Below are 19,240 nucleotides of genomic sequence, written 5' to 3' on the forward strand. Positions count from 1 at the left end.
GCTATTTGATTAAAGCTGCGAGCTTGTCGAGCCATAGCGGTAGCAAGCTTCTGCTTGCCGAGATTTAACCGCGTACATATTGCTATCGGCCTCACGTAGTAAGCTTTCCAGGGTGGCATTATCGGCCCCCTGGCAAGTGCTCACCCCAATGCTCACGCTAACGCTGACTCGGTCACCACAGGGCAGTTTAATCGGTGATTGGATGGTTTGTGCAATTCTTGCCTGAATAGTCGCTAGCGTGTCGACTGATTCGATGCTCTCCATAATGATAATGAATTCGTCGCCGCCAAAGCGAGCACAATGGTCGCCCGTGCGGGCTAAGTGGGCGATGCGTTTGGCAATTTTTTGTAATACAAAGTCACCAGCTTCATGCCCGTAATGATCGTTAATGGGTTTGAAACGGTCCAGATCGAGCATCATCAGCGCTAACTGAGCGCCTTGCTGTTGATTGCGCAGCAGGGCGTTTTCAGCGCAGCGCATCAACCCATGGCGGTTTAACAATCCGGTGAGTACATCGCAGTTGGCTAAGTGCTCCAGTGCTCTCGTGCGAGCAGCGACTTTCTGTTCTAACACCGCTTCCTGTTTTCTAAGCGTCGCTAACATAGCCGATTGAGCCCGCTCTTTTTGCCGTTTAAGTTTATTAAAACGCGCTGCCAGGGCGAACGAGAGCAGTAACATCTCCAGTGCTGAACCAATTTGAATGCCGTGAAGGGTAATAAAATTGGCTGGAAAAATGCCCAGGTTACGCAGGGCAAAAACGACAACGCCTAGCAAAAATAGCGACCATGCAAATACAAACAGTCGGGCGCTCGGTACCCGCCGTAAGCTGCAGTAACTACCGCATGCCAGCAGCAGTAACGCTGCCATAAACCCTGTTACGTCCATTAAGTGAAGAGCAGAAGATATGGGCAGTAGTAGCGTGGCAAGCACGGCCAGCCAGCAGTAGTTACGAAAGTTATTCAGAGCCAAATGCCAGCGAGGGCAGTACGTTTCTGTATTGAGAAAGTGTTGAGTGAACAGCGTGGCCATCGTGGATGAAAAGGTGAACCCTAGCGCCACAAGACGCGCGGTATTTTCGCCTAAAGAGCTCCAAAACATCAGCGTCCCAATGCCATCGAATGCCAATATAGCAAGCCCGAAGCCACCGACAAAGAGGGAGTAGTAAAGAAATACTCGCTCTTTCAAGCCTAAAAATAGCAGTAAGTTATATAAGCCCAACGCCAATAGCATGCCGAAGTAAGTGGCAAGCCAAAAATTGTAACGATCATTTTGAACATAAAAGGCTTCTGGCGTCATCAGGTTATAGCTAAGCATCTTGCTGCCTGACGCCGCCACACGGGTATAAAGTGTGACGGTCTCATCAGGGGCTAGCTCCAAAGGGAAAACCACTTGTCGGTGAGCCAGTGCGCGCTGTTCAACGGGAACGGCGCTGCCGCTGTGTTGCACGCCGCTGAAGTGCTGGCGTAGCGTATAAAGCGTCACATAATCTAAAAAAGGAAATTCAAATTGCACAATCCAACGCTGAGGGTCAGACGATGCATTTTGCACCTGGGTTCTTAACCACACATCGCGCCGGGTATAGCCGAAGTTGAGGTCCTCAACGTAACTCGCCTGCTCAAAGTCAGGTGAGAGTTGGAGCAAATCGTCCAGCGATGTTGTTCTTTGGGCTGCGTGCCAAAATTGACTATAAGGCACAAGCGAGTAACTCGCCTGATTAGGCGATACTGAGAGCAGAGTCGTTGCATGTGCCCCCGGCACCCCCCACCCAGCCAACAATAGCAACAGGCCGATGTAAACACCCGCCGTCAAACGTCGAGCATGCATAAGACATCGCTTTTTTTTAGTTTTTTAACCCCGTTTTTGTTCCCTGGGTTCCCTTACCCATGCCGGGGGCCGCCCATCTTCTAGCGCCCAGGTGGGGTAATAACTGACTAGCCGCCTGGGCACGAACGCATTAGGGGACAATGTTTAAACAAACTATCCTGTGCTGCGCGATAAGCTCTTTTAGTGTAGACGGCTTTTAAAATCACAATGTTTAAAACCTTCATACTTAATAAATGGTAAGACTCAAACGTTGGGTAAGCCGCTGTATTAACTCACCGCTATGTCGCCAAAAATGCCAATAGAGGGGGACTGATAAATAGTGGCCTGGCGCGACGCTGGCCAGTTGGCCACTTTTCATCAAGTCGCCAGCCTGCAACTGCGGCATCATACCGTAACCGATCCCAGCTGCGGCTAAGCGAACAAACCCTTCTGAAGAAGGGCAGAGGTGGTAGGGGAAGTGACTGTGGAAACCAAATAGCGCCAGGAAGCGGTGCTGTAATTGATCGTGAGGGCCGAAGACGATAGCTGGGGCGCGCTGAAAACTTTCAGCCGTGGGGCCCTCAGGGAAGTAGCGTTCAATATAAGCGGGGGTTGCCAAAGGGTGATAGCGCATTTCTCCCAGCGCCACACAGCGCGCCCCGGCTATCGGCTGCGGTGTGGCACACAGGCAGGCCGCTACATCGCCATCGCGCAAGCGCTTGAGCCCCACATCCTGATCCTCAATCACCAGATCCAGCAGGACACCTTCTTCTTGACAGATGGTAGCAACGGCCTCGGCCCACCAGGTGACCAAACTATCCGCATTGATGGCGATCCGCAGGCGCGGTGCCTGGTCATCCAGCGTGGGTAGAGAGCCGCGGAGGTCGCGCTCTAATAGCTGTACCTGCTGGTAATGGGTTAGCAGCCGCTGGCCTGCAGGAGTGGGCGCCAGGTGAGGGTGTCGGATAAGTACCGGCTGGCCAAGGCGAATTTCCAGGGCTTTTATGCGCTGCGACACGGCTGACTGCGATAGCCCCAATTCGTCGCCTGCACGCTCGAAGCCACCGCACTCTACAACGGTCGCCAGGGCATGAAGCAGTTTGTAATCAAGCATGGTGGTGTTCCCAAGCCAGCAAAAAGTGACTTAAAGTAAAAAATGGCGATTAAACGGCATAGCGCCCTTTATTTATTTGGGCTTAAATGGGATTGAATCTCATAAGCTAATGGATTACATTTCAGGGAGGGCTAGAGCTCCCAATCCCAAGCGAGTTGCCTAGCACTTTATGTGAGTAGTTTCTGTTAAGCCAACGCCTAAAGGATACTGTAATGCCCGCCATCATGTTCCGTCGCCCTCTTGCTGGCATCGTTGCGCTTAGCGCGCTGATGCCATTTGCGGCTGACACCGCTGTAGCCGATACCGTTAGCGCTGACGCCGTGGTCAATCACTACGCCGATTTGGCCCATGCCAATTACGCCGATGCACTGAATGCTGCCCAAGCATTGAACGAGCGCATCGACGAATTGCTCGCCAATCCCACGGCCGACACCCTGAGCGCAGCCAAGCAAGCCTGGCTGCAGGCGCGGGTGCCTTATCAGCAGAGCGAAGTATTTCGTTTCGGTAATGCGGTGGTGGACAACTGGGAAGGGCAGCTAAACGCCTGGCCCCTAGATGAAGGCATGATCGATTATGTCGAAGGCGATGACTACCAGCATGAGCTGGGTAATGAAGGCGCTACCGCGAATATCATTGCCAATGAGCAAATCACTGTCGGCGGCGACACTCTCGACGTTAGCGAGATTACCCCAGAACTCCTCGCCGAACTGAATGAAATTGGCGGCTCTGAAGCCAACGTCGCCAGCGGCTACCACGCCATCGAGTTCCTGCTCTGGGGCCAGGATCTGCATGGTTTTGAGCTAGGCAACGGTGAACGTCCGGTCAGCGATTACCAAACTGGCGACGAGTGTACTCACGGCCACTGCGACCGCCGCGGTAGCTATCTAGACGCGGTGTCCGACCTGCTCGTTGACGACCTTGAATGGATGGTAGCCCAGTGGGCGCCTGAAACCGAGGGTAACTATCGTCAGGAGCTGTTGGCGGAAAGCGATCAGGAAGGCCTGCGCCGCATGCTGTTCGGCATGGGGTCACTGTCACTGGGCGAGCTGGCCGGTGAGCGCCTAAAAGTCGCCCTTGAAGCCAACTCTTTTGAGGATGAGCACGACTGCTTCAGTGACAATACTCACAACTCCCACTATTACAACGGCCAAGGTGTGCAGAATATCTACACCGGCAGCTATCAGCGCCTTGATGGCAGTGTGGTAGAGGGGCCTTCACTGGAGGCGTTATTAGCCGAGAAAGATAGCGAGCTGGCCGGTACGCTTACTCAACAGCTCGAAGCCACAATGGCTCGCCTTGATGCTATCAAGCAGGCTGCAGAGGCCGAGAACTCGCCAATGGCATTCGATATGATGATTGCGCCGGGTAACGAGCAGGGCAGTGAAGTGATCAACGAGGCCATTCTCACCCTGGTGGCGCAAACAGTATCTATCGAACAGGCCGCAGGCAAGCTCGGCGTGACCTCCTTGCAGCCCGATGATGCCGGTCACCGTTTCTAGACGGGTCTAGCGTTTTAGCACGAGCCGCCGATAGTGTTGCTATCGAGCGGCTCTGTTGGTTTTTGTTGAATGACTCGTCTTTAGTATCACCCTTCTCAAGGTATCACCATGTACCGCTTACCCCGGTTTATCCTTCTAGCCAAGCGGGTGCCCAGCACCTTAGCCCAAAGCAGTTGCTTACTTTTCCTGCTGGCCGCCTCCTTGCAAACAGCCGAATCATCTACCCAAACTTATCCCATTCAAACGACGCCCATGAGTGGCGGCGATGGCTCGGTGGAGCAGTTTGACCACAACGCCTATTCGCTGCCGCTGGGTAATATGTCGATGACCAAGCGGCTGGATTTCAGCGTTGGCAATAGCTTCTTTCGCAACCCCTGGGTGGCGGCGCCCGCCAGCACCGAGGCCCGGGATGGTCTGGGGCCACTGCTTAATACCAATAGCTGCCAGGGTTGCCACCTTAAAGATGGTCGGGGGCACCCCCCCACCGGCGATGAAAACCCCATTGCGCTGTTTTTGCGCCTCTCGCTACCCGCTAGCCAAGCGGATCCAGAGACACTGGAACAGCGGGGCGCGCTTCCGGTACCTAACTACGGCTTGCAACTACAAACCGCCGCAATTAGCGGTGCCAAGCCTGAAGCCAAACTAGTGATTGAGTACCGCCCTCGGGAAGTGAGCTTCACCGATGGTACTAGCGTCACCTTGCAGGAGCCGATCTACTCGATTGCCGAGCCCGCCTACGGAGAGCTGCCCGAGTCGCTGAAAACCTCACCGCGGCTGGCGCCGCCCATGATCGGCTTGGGCCTGATTGAAGCGATCCCCGAAGCCGACCTGCTGGCGGCCGCCGACCCTGACGACGCCGATGGTAACGGCATTTCCGGCCGCGCCAACCACGTGTGGGATGCGCGCAGTGGCACTACGGTCATGGGGCGCTTCGGCTGGAAAGCGGGCGAGCCTAGTATCGAGCAACAAGGCCTGCACGCTTTCGCTGGGGATATGGGATTGACCTCCAACTTGGTGCCGCATACCGATTGCATGGAGAGCCAAGGTTGCGATGCTTTTCCCAACGGTGGCACGCCCGAAGTCAGCGATGACGTGGCCGACTTCGTCACTTTCTACGCCTCCAGCTTGGCGGTGCCGATGCGCCGCCATATGGATGACCCGGCGGTGAAACAGGGCGCTGAGAGGTTTAACACGCTGGGCTGCGCAAGCTGTCATACGCCGCGCCATCGCACCGCCGCGAACGCCGCCCGTCCAGCGCTGGCTGGGCAGGAAATATGGCCCTATAGTGATCTGCTACTTCATGACCTGGGCGAGGCCCTGGCCGATCGTCGCAGCGAGTTCCAGGCCGATGGCCGCGAATGGCGCACGCCGCCCCTATGGGGTATCGGCTTGGCACAAACGGTGAATCCTCGGGCTGGCTTTCTCCACGATGGTCGCGCTCGTACCCTGGAAGAGGCGATACTCTGGCACGGTGGCGAGGCAGAAAGTGCTACCCAGGGTTATCGTGACCTGCCTGCCGACCAGCGAGCGGAACTTATTCGTTTCCTTGAGTCTCTGTAAGTCTTTGTTGTTAAGGAGTTAATGTGATTGCTTCCCTTCGCCGATTGAGTTTGTTGGCCTGTACATTACTGGCCGCGCCGCTCTCCTTTGGCACGGACACTCCCACACCCCGGGAAATGTGGCATGGCGCGGTGGAACTGCAGTATGCCGAATTGAACACGGCCTCTGAACGTTTGGAAACCACCGCCGCGCGCTTTTGTCAGGCCCCTGACGAGGCGCTCAGGCTGCGCCTGGAAAATGACTGGCTGAGCGCCTATCAAGCTTGGCAGGCGGTGCGCTTTGTCCAGTTTGGCCCCATTGAACAGAACAGCCGAGGCTGGCAGCTGCAGTTCTGGCCGGACCGCAAAAACCTGGTGGGCAGCAAGGTAGGTGTGTGGTTGAAAGCAGCCGACGCACCGCATACTGAGGATATTGCTAACGATAGCGTGGCGATTCAGGGCTTTCCCGCCCTTGAGTACCTGCTTTATGACGACGCCATGGGCGAACAGGCCCTTCGAGACCCGAATGCCTGTGCCCTTATGCAGGCCATTACGACCCATCTGGCGGATACGACAAGTGCTCTGCATCGCGATTGGCAGGCCTTTGGTGGGCACTATCTTGATACCCCTGACTACACCGAAACTACACTGGCCAGTGCCATTCAGGCGCTCGAAATACTCGAAGATAAACGGCTCGGCGAGCCCATGGGGCTGAAGGGGGCGTCTGCCAATGGTTACTTGGCAGAAGCTTGGCGTAGTGAATACTCAGTGCGTCTTGTGGAGAGCAGCTTGGAAGGGATGCGTACGGGCTTTTTGCCTGGCCTTACCGCGCTGCTGCGCGAAGCCGGTGCGATGCCGCTTGCTGAAGCGTTTCGAGATCAGCTTGATAAAACCCTTGCCCAGGCTCGCGACCTACCGGCGGGCTTGGTGCCCTCCCTTGAAGACGAAGAAGCATTTCGCGGTTTGCAGTCGCTCTATCTCGATATCAGCCAGCTACGCCATCTGCTGGGTAACGAGATCGCTGGCGAACTCGGCTTGGTCCGCGGTTTTAACTCCAGCGATGGGGATTGAGCCATGCATCGACGGCAGGTACTTAAAGCAGGATTGGGCAGCGTCGCTATGATGCTGACCCCGTTGAGCTGGGCACTGCCCGCGCGGGAGGAAGCCGCTTGGCTGTTCAGCGCAGTAGATGACCCCAGTGGAGGGCATTTCATCGCCGGGGTAGCGCTGGATGGTCAGACCCGCTTTATGATTGAGGTGCCCGAGCGCTGCCACGGCGGCTGTTTACGGCCAGATTCACGCCAAGCGGTATTGTTTGCTCGTCGCCCTGGCACGCGGATGCATGTGATCGATGGCGACAGCCGCCAATTAGCCCATTCCATTGCGGCCGGGGAGGGTTATCACTTTTACGGGCATGGCGTGTTCGACCTAAGTGGGCGCTACCTGTATGTCACCGCTAATCGCCTGGAGGACAGCGCCGGGCTCGTTCGGGTTTACGACGCTGAAAGCGACTACGCCCATGTGCGCGACATGTTACTGGAGGGTATTGGCCCCCATGAGCTTCGGCTGATGCCGGATGGCGACACTCTCGTCATCGGCCTGGGCGGCATTCAGACCCATCCTGACTACGGTCGGGTAAAGCTCAACCTGGACACCATGGCATCGGCGCTGGTGCTCATGGATCGCCACAGCGGCAAGATAATGGCCCGCCACACGCCTTCGCACCACCAGCTCAGCTGTCGTCATCTGGATGTGGCGGCAGACGGTACGGTAGTCGCGGGTTACCAGTTTGAAGGCCCTGAGTGGGAATCCCACCCGCTTATCTGCCGCCTGGATGCTACCGGGCACTTCTCAGAAATAGGGCTGCCCGAGGAGATAACCGCCAGCCTGAAACACTACACCGCCAGCGTCGCGTTTAGCCGTATCTCGGCCAATGTGTTGGTTACCGCACCCCGCGGCAACCAAGTGCTGTTGCTGGATGCCGCGCACGGTAAGCTTGTTGCCCGCCTGGAACTGCCGGATGCCGCCGGCGCCCGCTGCGATGGCCGTGGGGGTTTTCTGGTCTCCTCCGGCCAGGGTGGGCTCTACCGGGTAACGCCTGACCTTGCGATGCCCGAACTGCTCGCTAGCCTGGATCTTCGCTGGGATAATCATCTGACATAGTCGCTAGGAATTGAATGGCGCCTTCTTTGGTGAGGGTCGCTGCTGGTAGACTTCAGCGCTATTTATAGGAAGGCAAGGAACCCCATGGAACTGCTGCGTTTAGTATTTCATCACTACCGCTGGCCCTTTATGGGCGCCATCGCCTTGAGTCTATTGAGCGCTGGCTTAGGGGTCGGAGTAATCGCCTTTATCAACCAGCGGCTTATTGAAGTAGGCAGTATGGCGGCGCTGCCGCAATTTTTAGGCCTGCTGGCGGTGCTGCTGGCGGTCACCCTCAGTACGCAACTTGCGCTGACGGTGCTGGGGCACCACTTTGTGTTTGACCTACGCTCGCGGCTGGTGAAGCGGATTCTCGACACCGACATTGAGCGCTTGGAGCAGTTGGGAAATGCCACTTTGCTTGCCAGTTTGTCGAGTGACGTGCGCAATATCACGATTGGTTTTGTGCGGCTGCCGGAGTTGATTCAGGGCGTGGTATTAACGCTTGCCTCGGTGGCCTATCTGGCGTGGCTCTCGCCGCAAATGGTGGTCATTACGGTAGCGTGGATCGCGTTTACGATGGGCGTGGGCTGGATGCTGGTATCGCGCGTGTATCGTCACTTTCATCTTGTGCGGGAAAGTGAAGATCGTCTCTATAAAGATTTTCAGTCGGCGATTGAAGGGCGCAAAGAGTTAGCACTCAACCGTGACCGTGCCCGGCGTTTTTTTGATGAACGGTACACCGCCAATGCCCGCGATTATCGTTACCATATTATCCGTGCCGATACGTATCATTTGAGTGCCAATAACTGGTCTAACATCATGATGTTAGGTGCCATCGGCGTGGTGTTCTTTCTTTCCAACGGGCTCGGCTGGGCGAACACTACAGTGGCATCCACCTTTGCACTAACGCTGCTGTTCCTGCGCACGCCGCTGATTCAAGCGGTAGGCGCTTGGCCGACCTTGATCAGCGCTCAAGTGGCCTTTGATAAATTGAGCAGCCTGGAGCTCGCCGAGTACCAGCCAAGCTTTGCCGTCGACGATACGCTGGCCGATTGGCAGCGTCTTGAGCTGGAAGAAGTCACTTACCACTACCCGGACACTGCCCAGGGCGAGGGCTTCCAGGTGGGGCCTCTTAATATGACCCTTGAGCGCGGTGAGCTGGTGTTTCTGATCGGCGGTAACGGCAGCGGTAAGTCGACTCTGGCTAGGCTGCTCTCAGGGCTATACCGCCCGCAAAGCGGCACTATTAAAGTTGATGGGCAGGTGGTCACTGCGGCTCAATGGGATGCATTCCGCGCTCGCTTTGCCAGCGTGTTCACCGATTTTCACCAGTTTGATCAGGCCATGGGTCATGAAGGATTACCTGCTGACCAGAAGGTCGTTGATACCTGGCTTGAACGACTGCAGATGCAGCACAAATTGCAGTGGGAGGGCGATCGCGTTGTTAATACTCAGCTCTCCCAAGGACAGCGCAAGCGCCTTGCGCTGTTGCTGGCAATTGCCGAAAAACGCGATATCTTACTTCTCGACGAGTGGGCGGCGGATCAAGACCCGCAGTTCCGTCGGCTGTTCTACCGCGAGCTGTTGCCGTACTTGAAAGCGATGGGTAAAACGGTGTTTGCGATCAGCCATGACGATAGCTACTTTGTTCATGCTGATCGGTTGCTGGAAATGTCGAAGGGGCAGCTGAGCGAGCTGAAAGGCGAGCAGCGTGCGCGGGCGAGTGAGGACGCTGTTGCTCAAATAAACATCTAACCGCTTTAACGGGCGGCCTGTTTGGCGCGCTTTCGCGCTTCCAGGTCGCAACCCTCTAGCGGGCAGGTGCCGCAGGTATCAAACTCATCCAGTAAATAGCGCAGGCAGCAGAGCTTGCGCACCCGCTTTACCTTCTCACTGCCTTTGGGCTGAAAATAACGCACCGGCTGAAACAGCGGGTTGCGTTTGCCATTGGGTAGGGTGCGCGCATCTAAAAGCGCTTTGGCGGCTTCATGCGCCTCGCTATTAACAAGTGGATGCTCGGCTAACGCACTTACGTAGTAATCCACGTAGCCTCCGGCATTACTCCAGAACACACGCTGGGCGGCACCTGAGATGGCCGCAAGCTGCTCGATGAGTGGCGCCCAGTGCTGATCAATCAACGCAGTAAAGCGTTCAAACGGGTCTTGGGTGGTTAGCGTCGTACCTTCGTTGGGCAGCCACAGCCGTGACGTCGCGCCGTTATCGTTAAAGATAACCTGCATATCGTCTAATCCCACCGGCAGTTCACGATTAAGCAACAGGTTGGCTGTCAGGGTAGGTACAGTAAGAGCACTAAAGTGCCACTTAGACCACAGTGAAACCACCGCTCGCTGGTCACCATCTGGATACTGTTCCGCAAAGCGGGAAATATCCTGTTTTAACCAAGTATCATCGCGCCAGCGTGCGGTATTAAAAGCCTGTAACGGAGGCGTGCCGCCAATCAGAGGCGGCGTAAAATTCGCCAACGGTCCGGTGTAGCAGGCGGCTAATGAGGGCTCGACTATCTGTGGCTGATGCAGGGCAAGGGGCATAACCGAACTCCAACACTGGGCGCTGGGAAAATAAAAGAACGCTTATTTTAAACGATAATGCATATCAATAAAAGCTCTCCAAGGCTTTAAATGCGTATAAATTACAAATGAAAATGATTCTGTTTTATTGTAGTATCCAGGTTTCCATCTTTTGTCAAAATTCACGGCCTGCTCTTACTTTAAGAGGAAACCTCATGCCACTGCCTTCCCCTTCCTGGCGCACGCTGACTTATGTATTGCTGGGAACACTACCGATGCATAGCGTTGTTTGGGCGCAAGACACTTCAAGCCCTAATGCCTCACTGACGACCGTCACCGTGATCGGTGAAGCCACCGCAAGCGGCGATGCCCTGGCACCTGTGTTTGCCGGTGGACAAGTAGCCGCTGGCGCGCGCGTTGGCACCTGGGGGCAGCGCAGTGCAGCCGATGTGCCGTTCTATGTCATTGGGTTTACCGCTGAGCTGATCGACAACCAGCAGGCGGAGACACTGGCCGATGTGTTAATCAATGATGCATCGGTACAAAGTGGTTTTGGCTACGGCAACTATGCTGAGAAGTTCCAGATACGTGGGTTTGAACTTGACGGCGAAGACATCGCTTACGGTGGGCTGTATGGCGTATTACCGCGTCAGGTAGTGGCGACCAATATTGCCGAGCGTGTGGAGCTATTTAAGGGTGCCAACGCCTTCGCTAACGGGGTTTCGCCCAGTGGATCTGGCGTCGGCGGCGCTATCAACGTTGAACCTAAGCGCGCTGCCGATGAGCCGCTCAACCGGCTCACTACCGGGGTGACGAGTAGTGGCTATGTGGAAAGCGGTGTTGAGCTTGGACGACGGTTTGGTGATGAGAACCAGTTTGGCGTGCGGGCTAACCTTGTCAGGGGGCGCGGTGACACGGCTATTGACGATGAAGAGCGCCGTGTGACGTCGGCAGTGGTGGGGCTTGATTACCGTGGTGAACACGTGCGTGCCTCCTTAGACATTGGCCATCAAGCCCACACGGTAAACAGTGGCCGTTCAGTGGTGTACGCGGGGGCAGGCTTAACCAGTGTGCCTGATGCACCTTCAGCCAGTACTAACTACACGCCGTCGTGGACGAACACGGATCTTCACACCAACTTCGCGATGGTACGCGGCGAGTATGACGTCACCGACAGTTGGACAGCCTATGCGGCACTGGGTGGCAACAATACCCGCGAAAGTGGCATGTATGCTTCGCCAACGGTGAATAATACGCAAGGCGACGCCACGGTCGGCCAAATGCGCGTGCCGTATCGTGCGGAAAGCGTGGGCAGTCAAGCAGGGCTGCGAGGCGCTTTTGATACAGGGGCCGTGAGTCATCAGTTGGATCTTGGCTACTCTAGTGTCTATCGCACCACCCGCTCAGCTTATGAGATGGCGTCGCCAGGTTTGCCCACCAATATTTACCAGCCCGCCTACATTTCGTTGCGTGAACCGGTGTTTGCAGGGGGAGATATGACTAACCCGAACCTGCGTAGCCGTACTCGCAATAACGGTGTATCGCTGTCTGATACGTTAGGTTTTGTTGATGATCGGCTGCTGTTTACCTTAGGCGCCCGTTATCAGGAGGTCGACGTCACCAACTTTGATTACGAAGGCAGTTTTGATAATAACTTTAGCGATAGGCGGCTTTCGCCTGTGTATGGCGTCGTCGTAAAACCGACCGAATCCCTATCGCTATACGCTAACCATATCGAAGCGCTGCAGCCGGGTGATACGGCGCCCACCACGGCAGTGAATGCAGGGCAAAGCATTGGTTTGGTTGAAGCTGAACAGAACGAAATGGGCGCTAAACTCGATCTTGGCAACCTGGGTGGCAGTTTGAGTCTGTTTGAGATCGAACAGCCCAACGCCTTTATTGACCCTGAGACCCGCGTTTATGGCTATTACGGTGAACAGCGCAACCGGGGCGTGGAGCTGAGCGTTTACGGGGAGCCGATAGAAGGGCTGCGCCTGTTGAGTAGCGCCATGTGGATTGATCCTGAGTTGACCCGAACGGACGATGGCACGAACCAAGGCAACGACGCAGTGGGCGTGCCGGGCTATCGTTTAGTGTTGGGCAGCGAGTGGGATATTCCCCAAGCGCCGGGTTGGACACTCAGTGGGCGAGCCGTTCGTAATGGCAGCCAGTATTTAGACGCCGCAAACCAGCTTGAGGTGGATGCCTGGACCCGCTGGGATCTCGGTGTGCGCTACGCGATGCCGCTAAATACCAACACACTCACTCTGCGTGCCAATATCGAAAACCTTACCGATGAGAACTACTGGGCTTCGGCAACCGGGGGTTATTTGACTCAGGGTGAGCCGCGCACGGTCAAACTCTCCGCTTCACTTGATTTCTAACTTATCCCTGGCGGGCTAATAGCGCTTCGCTGAGCAATTCGGCGAAGCGTGCCGCCGATGGCAAGCCCCCAAAACTCCATGCTGCCGGCAAGCGAACAACGCGGTTTTCTTTCACTGCGGGCAAGTGTTGCCACAGTGCGTTGCTGGAAAAACCATCACGCATGCCCGCTGGCAGCGGCTCAACGACAACGATCGCGGCGTCGGCGTAAGCCAACAGCTCCTCAATCGCCACCGTCGAAAAGCCCCACTGGTTGGTGGGGTGTTGCCAAACGTTGGTAAGTCCCAAACGCTCTATCACCGCTTGAAACAGACTGTGCTCGCCAAATACCCGCAGATGCCGCGCATCAATAAACTGGACTACCAGCAGCGGTGGCTGTTGCTCAAGCTGCGCTTTTTGTTGATCCAGGTAGGTTTCAACGGCATTGATCAGCGTAGCGGCGGCCTCTTGATGACCGCTTAACTCAGCTAAGGTCTGCGTTGTATTCTGCAGACGTTGCCATAAAGGAATGTCAAGCTGATAGGTGGCTAGCGCGGTGACGGGAGCAATGGCATTGAGCTGGTCTGTTAAGCGTATAAATAGCGGCGAAAGCAAAATATGATCGGGCGCTTGCTGAGCGATGAGTTCGCGGTTGGGCTGCGAGCGAATACCCACATCAAGCACGTCCTCGGGTAATGTCTCAGCACCCGCCCAACGCTGGTATTGGGGAATTTCTGCCAACCCAATTGGAGGGTTGTCCAGGGCGATCAGCGTTTCTGCAATTGTCCAGTCCAGTGTCACTATATCGGTTGAAGCAGTTACTTGATGGGACGCAAGGGTGCTCAGACAGGCCAACGCTAATAACACATAACGGAAGCGGCGTGTCATTGAGCGACGGCGATGTTGTGCTCTCCGTTAGGATGCTTCATGACCTGCATCGGCAATCCATAGATTGCCTCTAAGGTGCTGTCGCACATCATCTCGCCGGGGGCACCGTGGGCTAGCAAACGGCCGCTATGCAGCGCCATTAGCTCATCGCAGTAACGCGAGGCCATGTTGATATCGTGGAGTACGATAATGACCCCAAGATTCAGCTCATCGCAGAGCTTGCGAATCAGCGCCAGTACTTCCATTTGGTGGGCGATATCCAGCGCCGCTAGCGGCTCATCCAATAGCAGAAATCGGCTTCCCTGGGCGAGTAGCATCGCCAGCCACACCCGCTGGCGCTCACCGCCGGAGAGCGTGTCGACCAAGCGGTCGGCAAAGGCTTCTGTATGGGTTAGGGCAATGGCGCGCTCGATAGCATCTTTGTCTTTTTGCGTATGGCGGCCCAATAACCCGTGCCATGGGTAGCGGCCAAACCCCACCAGCTCCCGTCCGGTCAGGTTCTCGGCGCTGGGTAAATGTTGCGGCAAATAAGCAACCTGGCGAGCGAACTCGCGATTACCCCAATCTCCCAGTGGACGGTGGTCAAAGTGAATCTCCCCTCGGCTGGTAGGCTGCTGCTGGGCCATCAGTTTGATTAACGTCGACTTACCTGAGCCGTTGTGGCCAATCAGACCGTATACCTTGCCCTCATGAAAGGTGTGCTCAATAGGCTGTAGCAACGGCTTGCCATTGATTTCAAAGGTGGCGCCTTTGACCTCGAACATGAATGACTCCTGGCGAAGGGAATGGAAGTAATGGCTCCATTCTAGTGCTAATGGTTCTCATTTGTAACCTGTTGGAGGCAATTAAAAAATGCCACTATCTCAGCGCTATCAACCCACCATACGTTTCAGTATTGGATCCTTGAGCCAAAAGCGGTGGCCCAGCGCCATCGCTACATGGCCGACGATTAGTCCCAAAAGAAGCCAGGAAAGCGGGCTGTGTAGCAAGCCTGCGGGAGCCATCATCCAGGCGATTTCGCGTTCTGACTCGGGCAGTAGCTCAAGGCTATAGAACTGAATGGCTCCGCCGCGGCCATATTGGCGCATTAGGGCAGCAGCGGGCAGCCATAGGAGCAGCGCATAGAAAGATAAGTGTACAAGGTGAGCTAGTTGCCCACCCAGTCCTGGGTAGCTCGGCGGGCGCTGTTTCCGGTTGACCCAAGCCCAACTGATGCGTGCCAAGGTGACTATCAATATCAGAATACCTAATGAGCCGTGGGGCCCTAATCTGGCTAAGAGCAGCGTCATGGTGTTTTCACCCATGACTCGCCAAGCCAACACGACAAGAAACTGGAACGTGACCAGGGTGGCCGTTAGCCAGTGAAGAGCCCGGCTGATACGCCCATAGCGATTGGGGCTATCTTGCCATTTATGGAGGGGATGGCTCCTTGACGAGGAGTGCTTGAAACTTAACGCCATTATGTTTTGTATTCCTTTAACCATTGGCTTTGCCCAGGCGCCAGTAGCCCATGCTGGTGACGTATTGTTTGGGCAGCCCGCATTCGTTGATTAAGTAGCGACGCAGTTGCATGGCGACCTTGGTCTCAGCGGCAATCCAGGCGTAGAAGGGTGCGCTGTCATCCAGGTTGGCAGGTTCCCAGAGCGCAGCCTCCTCATCGTCACTTTTGTCGTTGCTAGTGGGTGTCGTAGGTGTACCGCCTAACGCTTGAATTTCTTTATGCAAATCGATATCACGAAGCGCCCGCATTAGCAGTTCACCGTGTTGACCGTCAGGTTCGGTATCACGTGCCAGCCAACGTAGTTTGGCGGCCTGGGGCAGCGGCTGGACATCGTCGCTACGGGGCACTTCGATCAGCGCTTCGACGTCAGGTTTGAGAGGCAAGTCGTCGAGGGTTTCCAGAATACCTGCAGCAGCGGGGAGGGCGGTTTCATCGGCGATGATCAAAATGCGGCGCACGCCTTGGGGCGGTTTCCACTCGTAGCCCAGCTTTGGACCTTTCCAACTGGCGACGGGGGCTGTCATGGCGAGGCGGTCACCCGGGCGGGCGTGCATTGCCCAGCGCGATGCGGGGCCATTGTCGCCGTGGAGCACGAATTCTATGTCCACCTCGGCCTGCTCAGGGCGCAGGGCTCGAATGGTGTAGGTGCGCGCTGAGGGCCTTTGGGCATTCGGTAGGGCACGGTAGGCGTCATACCAGTCGTGCTCTTCCAGCTTGGCAATCTCAAACAGCGGATCGAGGCTGCTACCGACTTCGGGAAAGAACAGCTTGACGCGCTGATCCGGTGCGTAGGTCGCCATTTGGCTGACGTCTGAGCCAGTGAAAGTGAACCTGACTAATGAGGCGCTGACTTGGGTGCGCCTCGCGAGAGTGATATCAAAAAGCTGGTAGCTCGGTTTGGCTGCCATATGAGGCGTCTCCTTTATATAAGGAGTCAATTGTAGTGCTAATAGTTATCATTTAGAATCGTTGTTAGTTATTCAATCGCTAATTTCCATAAACTCGTTTGCATCAATAGTAAGGCTAAGAACATGACGCTGCTGCCTGTAACGTCTCTTTTGGCGAACGGTCCGGTTATCACAAAAGGATGCTCGCTATGCTAGGCGCCGCGCAATTTGCCAAAAAAATGGGGGGGGTATCGCCCGCTAAAGCCTGTCTATTGCTTAGCCTGCCGATGGTGGTGCTGTTTTGGGTATGCTTGGAGGGCCAAGGCGGTTTTGCGCTGGGCCTGCAGGCATTAGTGTCCCCCTCTTTTGAAAATGTTGACGAGCTACTGCTTTACTTCGCTTGGTGGCCCCGCCTCTCGATCGCCCTGCTCGCCGGTGGTGGCCTGGGGCTGGCAGGGGTGCTGATGCAGCAGGTGTTGCGCAACCCGCTGGCTTCGCCCACCACCCTGGGGGTGGCATCTGGCGCTAATCTGGCGCTGATGACGGCCACCTTGCTGGCGCCGGGACTGCTTGTGGCCGGGCGCGAATGGGTCGCCTTATTGGGCGGTGCGCTGGCGGTTGGATTGGTTTTTCTTCTCTCCTGGCGCCGCGGATTGGCGCCTATCGTGGTCGTGCTGGCGGGCTTAGTCGTCAATTTATACTTGGGCGCACTCTCCACGGCGCTACTACTGTTTAACCACGAGGCCCTCTCGGGACTGCTTATTTGGGGGGCCGGTTCGCTGGCTCAAAACGGCTGGGACGGGGTGGCGATACTCTGGCCACGGTTGGTGGTTTGCTGTGTAGCTGCTTGGTTTTTGCTACGCCCCTTGGCGGTGCTGGAACTGGATGATGCCAGTGCCAAGAGTCTTGGGGTCTCGCTGACCTATCTGCGCTTTGCGGGCATGGGGCTGGCGGTATTTATTACCGGTAGCATCGTGAGCGTCGTCGGTATCATTGGTTTTATCGGTCTGGCTGCCCCCAATATTGTGCGTATGGCTGGGGCAAGGCGTTTAGGCCCCAGGCTACTATGGTCGACGCTGTTGGGAGCCGTGCTGTTAGCGACTACGGACCTGTTGCTACAGCAGTTCTCTGGTATGGCGGCCACGCTTATCCCTACCGGGGCGATTACTGGCGCCTTAGGCGCGCCGCTGCTGATGTGGTTGATTCCCCGTTTGAAGCTGCAGGGTGATCGGCCGCCGAAAAGCGCAGGTGTTTTTACCCACCGCCATCCTGCCCCTTCGCGCTTGGCCGCAGGTTTAATCCTCGCACTACTGGGCGCGACGCTACTCGGGCTGCTCTTTGGTCAGGGCGTCGATGGTTGGTATTGGCTAGCGCCCAATAACTGGGGCGTGATGCAGTGGCGCTTGCCTCGTGTGATAGCGGCAGCGGCCAGTGGGTTGATGCTGGCGATTGCGGGCACTATTCTCCAGCGCCTTTCCGCCAACCCCATGGCCAGCCCCGAAGTATTAGGTATCAGCGGTGGCTGCGCAATTGCGCTGATTCTGGGGATTTTCCTACTACCCGCACCTACCAATATGATGCTGATTGGGGTGGGAACCTTGGGTGCTTTTGCGACGCTGTTGGTATTAGTCGGCATCAACCGTAAGAGCGGCTTTCTGCCTGAGCGTTTGCTGCTCACCGGGGTGGCGATCAGTGCGCTGTTTGACGCTGTGCGCAGCGTGATGCTGGCAGGCGGAGATCCTCGTGGCCAGCAGGTAATCGCCTGGCTGGCGGGGTCTACCTATTACGTAGATGTCACGAACGCGGTAGTGGTAGGGGGTATTGCCGCGGTATTGGCACTGGTCACGCTGCCCTTCACTCGTTGGTTGGATATCCTGCCCTTGGGTGCGCCGACGGCGAAGGCCTTGGGCGTTACCCTCAATCGCGCGCGGTTGGCGCTGCTGTTGCTCGTCGCGCTGCTAACCGCCTGCGCCACGTTAGTAGTGGGGCCGCTGTCGTTTATTGGTCTGCTGGCGCCACATATGGCGCGCCTGGTGGGTTTCTCGCGAGCGGGGCAACACCTGCTGGGGGCTGCGCTGATCGGTATGCTGTTGATGGTGTTGGCCGACTGGGTCGGGCGTCAGCTGATTTTTCCTTATGAGATACCGGCGGGCTTGGTCGCTTCCTTGATTGGCGGTGCTTACTTTATGTGGGGGCTACGACGCCTATAAAATTGGTATTAGAAAAACTAATGCCCTATTAGCAGGATGATTATTAGTTATTAAAGCTGTCCGTTAACGTAGCGCATGTTTGATTGATGTAAGGCTTGATTAACGCGGCACTTATTCTGACTAATGGGGATTGGGCAATGTGGGAAAGCTACCTTACCGGGCTGGTGGTGTGCGGCGGTATTATCATGGCGATTGGCGCGCAGAATGCCTACATACTGGGGCTGGCAGTTCGCCGCGAATACCATTGGTGGTCAGCTGGCCTGTGTATGAGTGCGGATATCATTCTGCTTACGGCCGGTATGTTTGGGGTTAGCGCTTTCCTGCTCACCATGCCCAGTGCCTTGGAAGTGATGCGTTGGGTGGGCGTGGTGTTTTTAAGCTGGCTGGCCGCCCAGGCGCTATTTCGGGCGGTTAGCGGTCGGCAAGGGTTGAGCGCCGAAGCTGGCAAAGCGCGCAGCTTAACCAAAGTGATTTTCGCGACTCTTGCCGTTACCGTGCTCAACCCGCAAGTCTATCTGGATACGCTGCTGCTCATACCCGCCATCGGTGCCCAGCAAGAGAGTGCGGGCGTTTTTGTAGCGGGTGCCTCCACGGCTTCAATCCTGTGGTTTAGCCTGCTGGCTTGGGGTGGCGCCGCGCTTTCACCGTGGCTCTCAAAGCCCATTGCGTGGCGCGTCATCGATGGGTTGATTGGCATAATGATGGCAGGCATTGCCATGCAACTTGCGCTTAGCGCAGCGGCGCTCAGCTGAGCAGCTGAGCGTTT

General features: G+C 56.2%; 15 protein-coding genes. 8 read left to right on the top strand and 7 right to left on the bottom strand.

The features are described 5' to 3' along the window. Positions 1–9 precede the first annotated feature (9 nt). Complete coding sequence (locus AC5TBW_RS04025; protein WP_495510834.1) at positions 10–1,824, bottom strand: sensor domain-containing diguanylate cyclase; 1,815 nt, start codon at positions 1,822–1,824, stop codon at positions 10–12. A 226-nt stretch (positions 1,825–2,050) separates the two neighbouring features. Further along, a complete protein-coding gene (locus AC5TBW_RS04030; RefSeq protein ID WP_495510835.1) occupies positions 2,051–2,917 on the bottom strand; it encodes a LysR family transcriptional regulator ArgP in 867 nt (288 codons plus the stop codon). A gap of 212 nt (positions 2,918–3,129) precedes the next feature. Here AC5TBW_RS04030 and AC5TBW_RS04035 point away from each other — a divergent pair, with 212 nt between their 5' ends. From AC5TBW_RS04035 to AC5TBW_RS04055, 5 genes are all read left to right on the top strand, one after another. After that, positions 3,130–4,416, top strand: coding sequence for an imelysin family protein (locus AC5TBW_RS04035; RefSeq protein ID WP_495510836.1), 1,287 nt, complete (start codon positions 3,130–3,132; stop codon positions 4,414–4,416). Between the two features lie 108 nt (positions 4,417–4,524). Then, on the top strand, positions 4,525–5,976 hold the full coding sequence (locus AC5TBW_RS04040; RefSeq protein WP_495510837.1) for a di-heme oxidoreductase family protein: 1,452 nt from the start codon (positions 4,525–4,527) through the stop codon (positions 5,974–5,976). A 23-nt stretch (positions 5,977–5,999) separates the two neighbouring features. Next, on the top strand, positions 6,000–7,025 hold the full coding sequence (locus AC5TBW_RS04045) for an imelysin family protein (RefSeq protein ID WP_495510838.1): 1,026 nt from the start codon (positions 6,000–6,002) through the stop codon (positions 7,023–7,025). A gap of 3 nt (positions 7,026–7,028) precedes the next feature. After that, on the top strand, positions 7,029–8,117 hold the full coding sequence (locus tag AC5TBW_RS04050; protein WP_495510839.1) for a DUF1513 domain-containing protein: 1,089 nt from the start codon (positions 7,029–7,031) through the stop codon (positions 8,115–8,117). Positions 8,118–8,201: 84 nt separating this feature from the next. Further along, on the top strand, positions 8,202–9,854 hold the full coding sequence (locus AC5TBW_RS04055; RefSeq protein ID WP_495510840.1) for a multidrug ABC transporter permease/ATP-binding protein: 1,653 nt from the start codon (positions 8,202–8,204) through the stop codon (positions 9,852–9,854). A gap of 5 nt (positions 9,855–9,859) precedes the next feature. Here the strand turns inward: AC5TBW_RS04055 and fhuF are convergent, their stop codons facing one another. Continuing rightward, positions 9,860–10,648, bottom strand: a complete 789-nt coding sequence (gene fhuF / locus AC5TBW_RS04060; protein WP_495510841.1) for a siderophore-iron reductase FhuF — start codon at positions 10,646–10,648, stop codon at positions 9,860–9,862. 194 nt (positions 10,649–10,842) lie between these two features. Here fhuF and AC5TBW_RS04065 point away from each other — a divergent pair, with 194 nt between their 5' ends. Then, positions 10,843–13,011 carry a TonB-dependent receptor gene (locus tag AC5TBW_RS04065; RefSeq protein WP_495510842.1) on the top strand — a complete coding sequence of 723 codons (2,169 nt, stop codon included), beginning with the start codon at positions 10,843–10,845 and terminating at the stop codon, positions 13,009–13,011. A gap of 1 nt (position 13,012) precedes the next feature. On the opposite strand, the gene AC5TBW_RS04070 is transcribed toward AC5TBW_RS04065, so the two are convergent. The 4 genes from AC5TBW_RS04070 to AC5TBW_RS04085 all read right to left on the bottom strand — a co-directional run bounded on the left by AC5TBW_RS04070 (position 13,013) and on the right by AC5TBW_RS04085 (position 16,285). After that, positions 13,013–13,876, bottom strand: coding sequence for an ABC transporter substrate-binding protein (locus AC5TBW_RS04070; RefSeq protein ID WP_495510843.1), 864 nt, complete (start codon positions 13,874–13,876; stop codon positions 13,013–13,015). Beyond that, entirely contained in the window at positions 13,873–14,640 is a 768-nt protein-coding gene (locus AC5TBW_RS04075; protein WP_495510844.1) for an ATP-binding cassette domain-containing protein, read from the bottom strand. The genes AC5TBW_RS04070 and AC5TBW_RS04075 overlap by 4 nt, the downstream gene beginning before the upstream one ends. 108 nt (positions 14,641–14,748) lie before the next feature. Continuing rightward, entirely contained in the window at positions 14,749–15,336 is a 588-nt protein-coding gene (locus tag AC5TBW_RS04080; RefSeq protein ID WP_495510845.1) for a cytochrome b, read from the bottom strand. Positions 15,337–15,352: 16 nt separating this feature from the next. Continuing rightward, positions 15,353–16,285, bottom strand: a complete 933-nt coding sequence (locus tag AC5TBW_RS04085) for a siderophore-interacting protein (RefSeq protein WP_495510846.1) — start codon at positions 16,283–16,285, stop codon at positions 15,353–15,355. Positions 16,286–16,473: 188 nt separating this feature from the next. On the opposite strand from AC5TBW_RS04085, the gene fhuB reads away from it, so the two are divergent. Both fhuB and AC5TBW_RS04095 read left to right on the top strand, forming a co-directional pair. Next, a complete protein-coding gene (gene fhuB / locus AC5TBW_RS04090) occupies positions 16,474–18,474 on the top strand; it encodes a Fe(3+)-hydroxamate ABC transporter permease FhuB (protein ID WP_495510847.1) in 2,001 nt (666 codons plus the stop codon). 137 nt (positions 18,475–18,611) lie between these two features. Further along, positions 18,612–19,226: a LysE/ArgO family amino acid transporter gene (locus AC5TBW_RS04095; protein ID WP_495510848.1), complete on the top strand. Its 615-nt coding sequence runs from the start codon at positions 18,612–18,614 to the stop codon at positions 19,224–19,226. The last annotated feature ends 14 nt before the right edge of the window (positions 19,227–19,240 follow it).

This window comes from Vreelandella sp. ssv, from assembly GCF_059448525.1.

Coding starts and splice junctions, on each gene's coding strand:
- AC5TBW_RS04025 (WP_495510834.1), bottom strand. CDS start 1,824: ATGCATGCTCGACGTTTGACGGCGGGTGTTTACATCGGCCTGTTGCTA.
- AC5TBW_RS04030 (WP_495510835.1), bottom strand. CDS start 2,917: ATGCTTGATTACAAACTGCTTCATGCCCTGGCGACCGTTGTAGAGTGC.
- AC5TBW_RS04035 (WP_495510836.1), top strand. CDS start 3,130: ATGCCCGCCATCATGTTCCGTCGCCCTCTTGCTGGCATCGTTGCGCTT.
- AC5TBW_RS04040 (WP_495510837.1), top strand. CDS start 4,525: ATGTACCGCTTACCCCGGTTTATCCTTCTAGCCAAGCGGGTGCCCAGC.
- AC5TBW_RS04050 (WP_495510839.1), top strand. CDS start 7,029: ATGCATCGACGGCAGGTACTTAAAGCAGGATTGGGCAGCGTCGCTATG.
- AC5TBW_RS04055 (WP_495510840.1), top strand. CDS start 8,202: ATGGAACTGCTGCGTTTAGTATTTCATCACTACCGCTGGCCCTTTATG.
- fhuF (WP_495510841.1), bottom strand. CDS start 10,648: ATGCCCCTTGCCCTGCATCAGCCACAGATAGTCGAGCCCTCATTAGCC.
- AC5TBW_RS04065 (WP_495510842.1), top strand. CDS start 10,843: ATGCCACTGCCTTCCCCTTCCTGGCGCACGCTGACTTATGTATTGCTG.
- AC5TBW_RS04070 (WP_495510843.1), bottom strand. CDS start 13,876: ATGACACGCCGCTTCCGTTATGTGTTATTAGCGTTGGCCTGTCTGAGC.
- AC5TBW_RS04075 (WP_495510844.1), bottom strand. CDS start 14,640: ATGTTCGAGGTCAAAGGCGCCACCTTTGAAATCAATGGCAAGCCGTTG.
- AC5TBW_RS04080 (WP_495510845.1), bottom strand. CDS start 15,336: ATGGCGTTAAGTTTCAAGCACTCCTCGTCAAGGAGCCATCCCCTCCAT.
- AC5TBW_RS04085 (WP_495510846.1), bottom strand. CDS start 16,285: ATGGCAGCCAAACCGAGCTACCAGCTTTTTGATATCACTCTCGCGAGG.
- fhuB (WP_495510847.1), top strand. CDS start 16,474: ATGCTAGGCGCCGCGCAATTTGCCAAAAAAATGGGGGGGGTATCGCCC.
- AC5TBW_RS04095 (WP_495510848.1), top strand. CDS start 18,612: ATGTGGGAAAGCTACCTTACCGGGCTGGTGGTGTGCGGCGGTATTATC.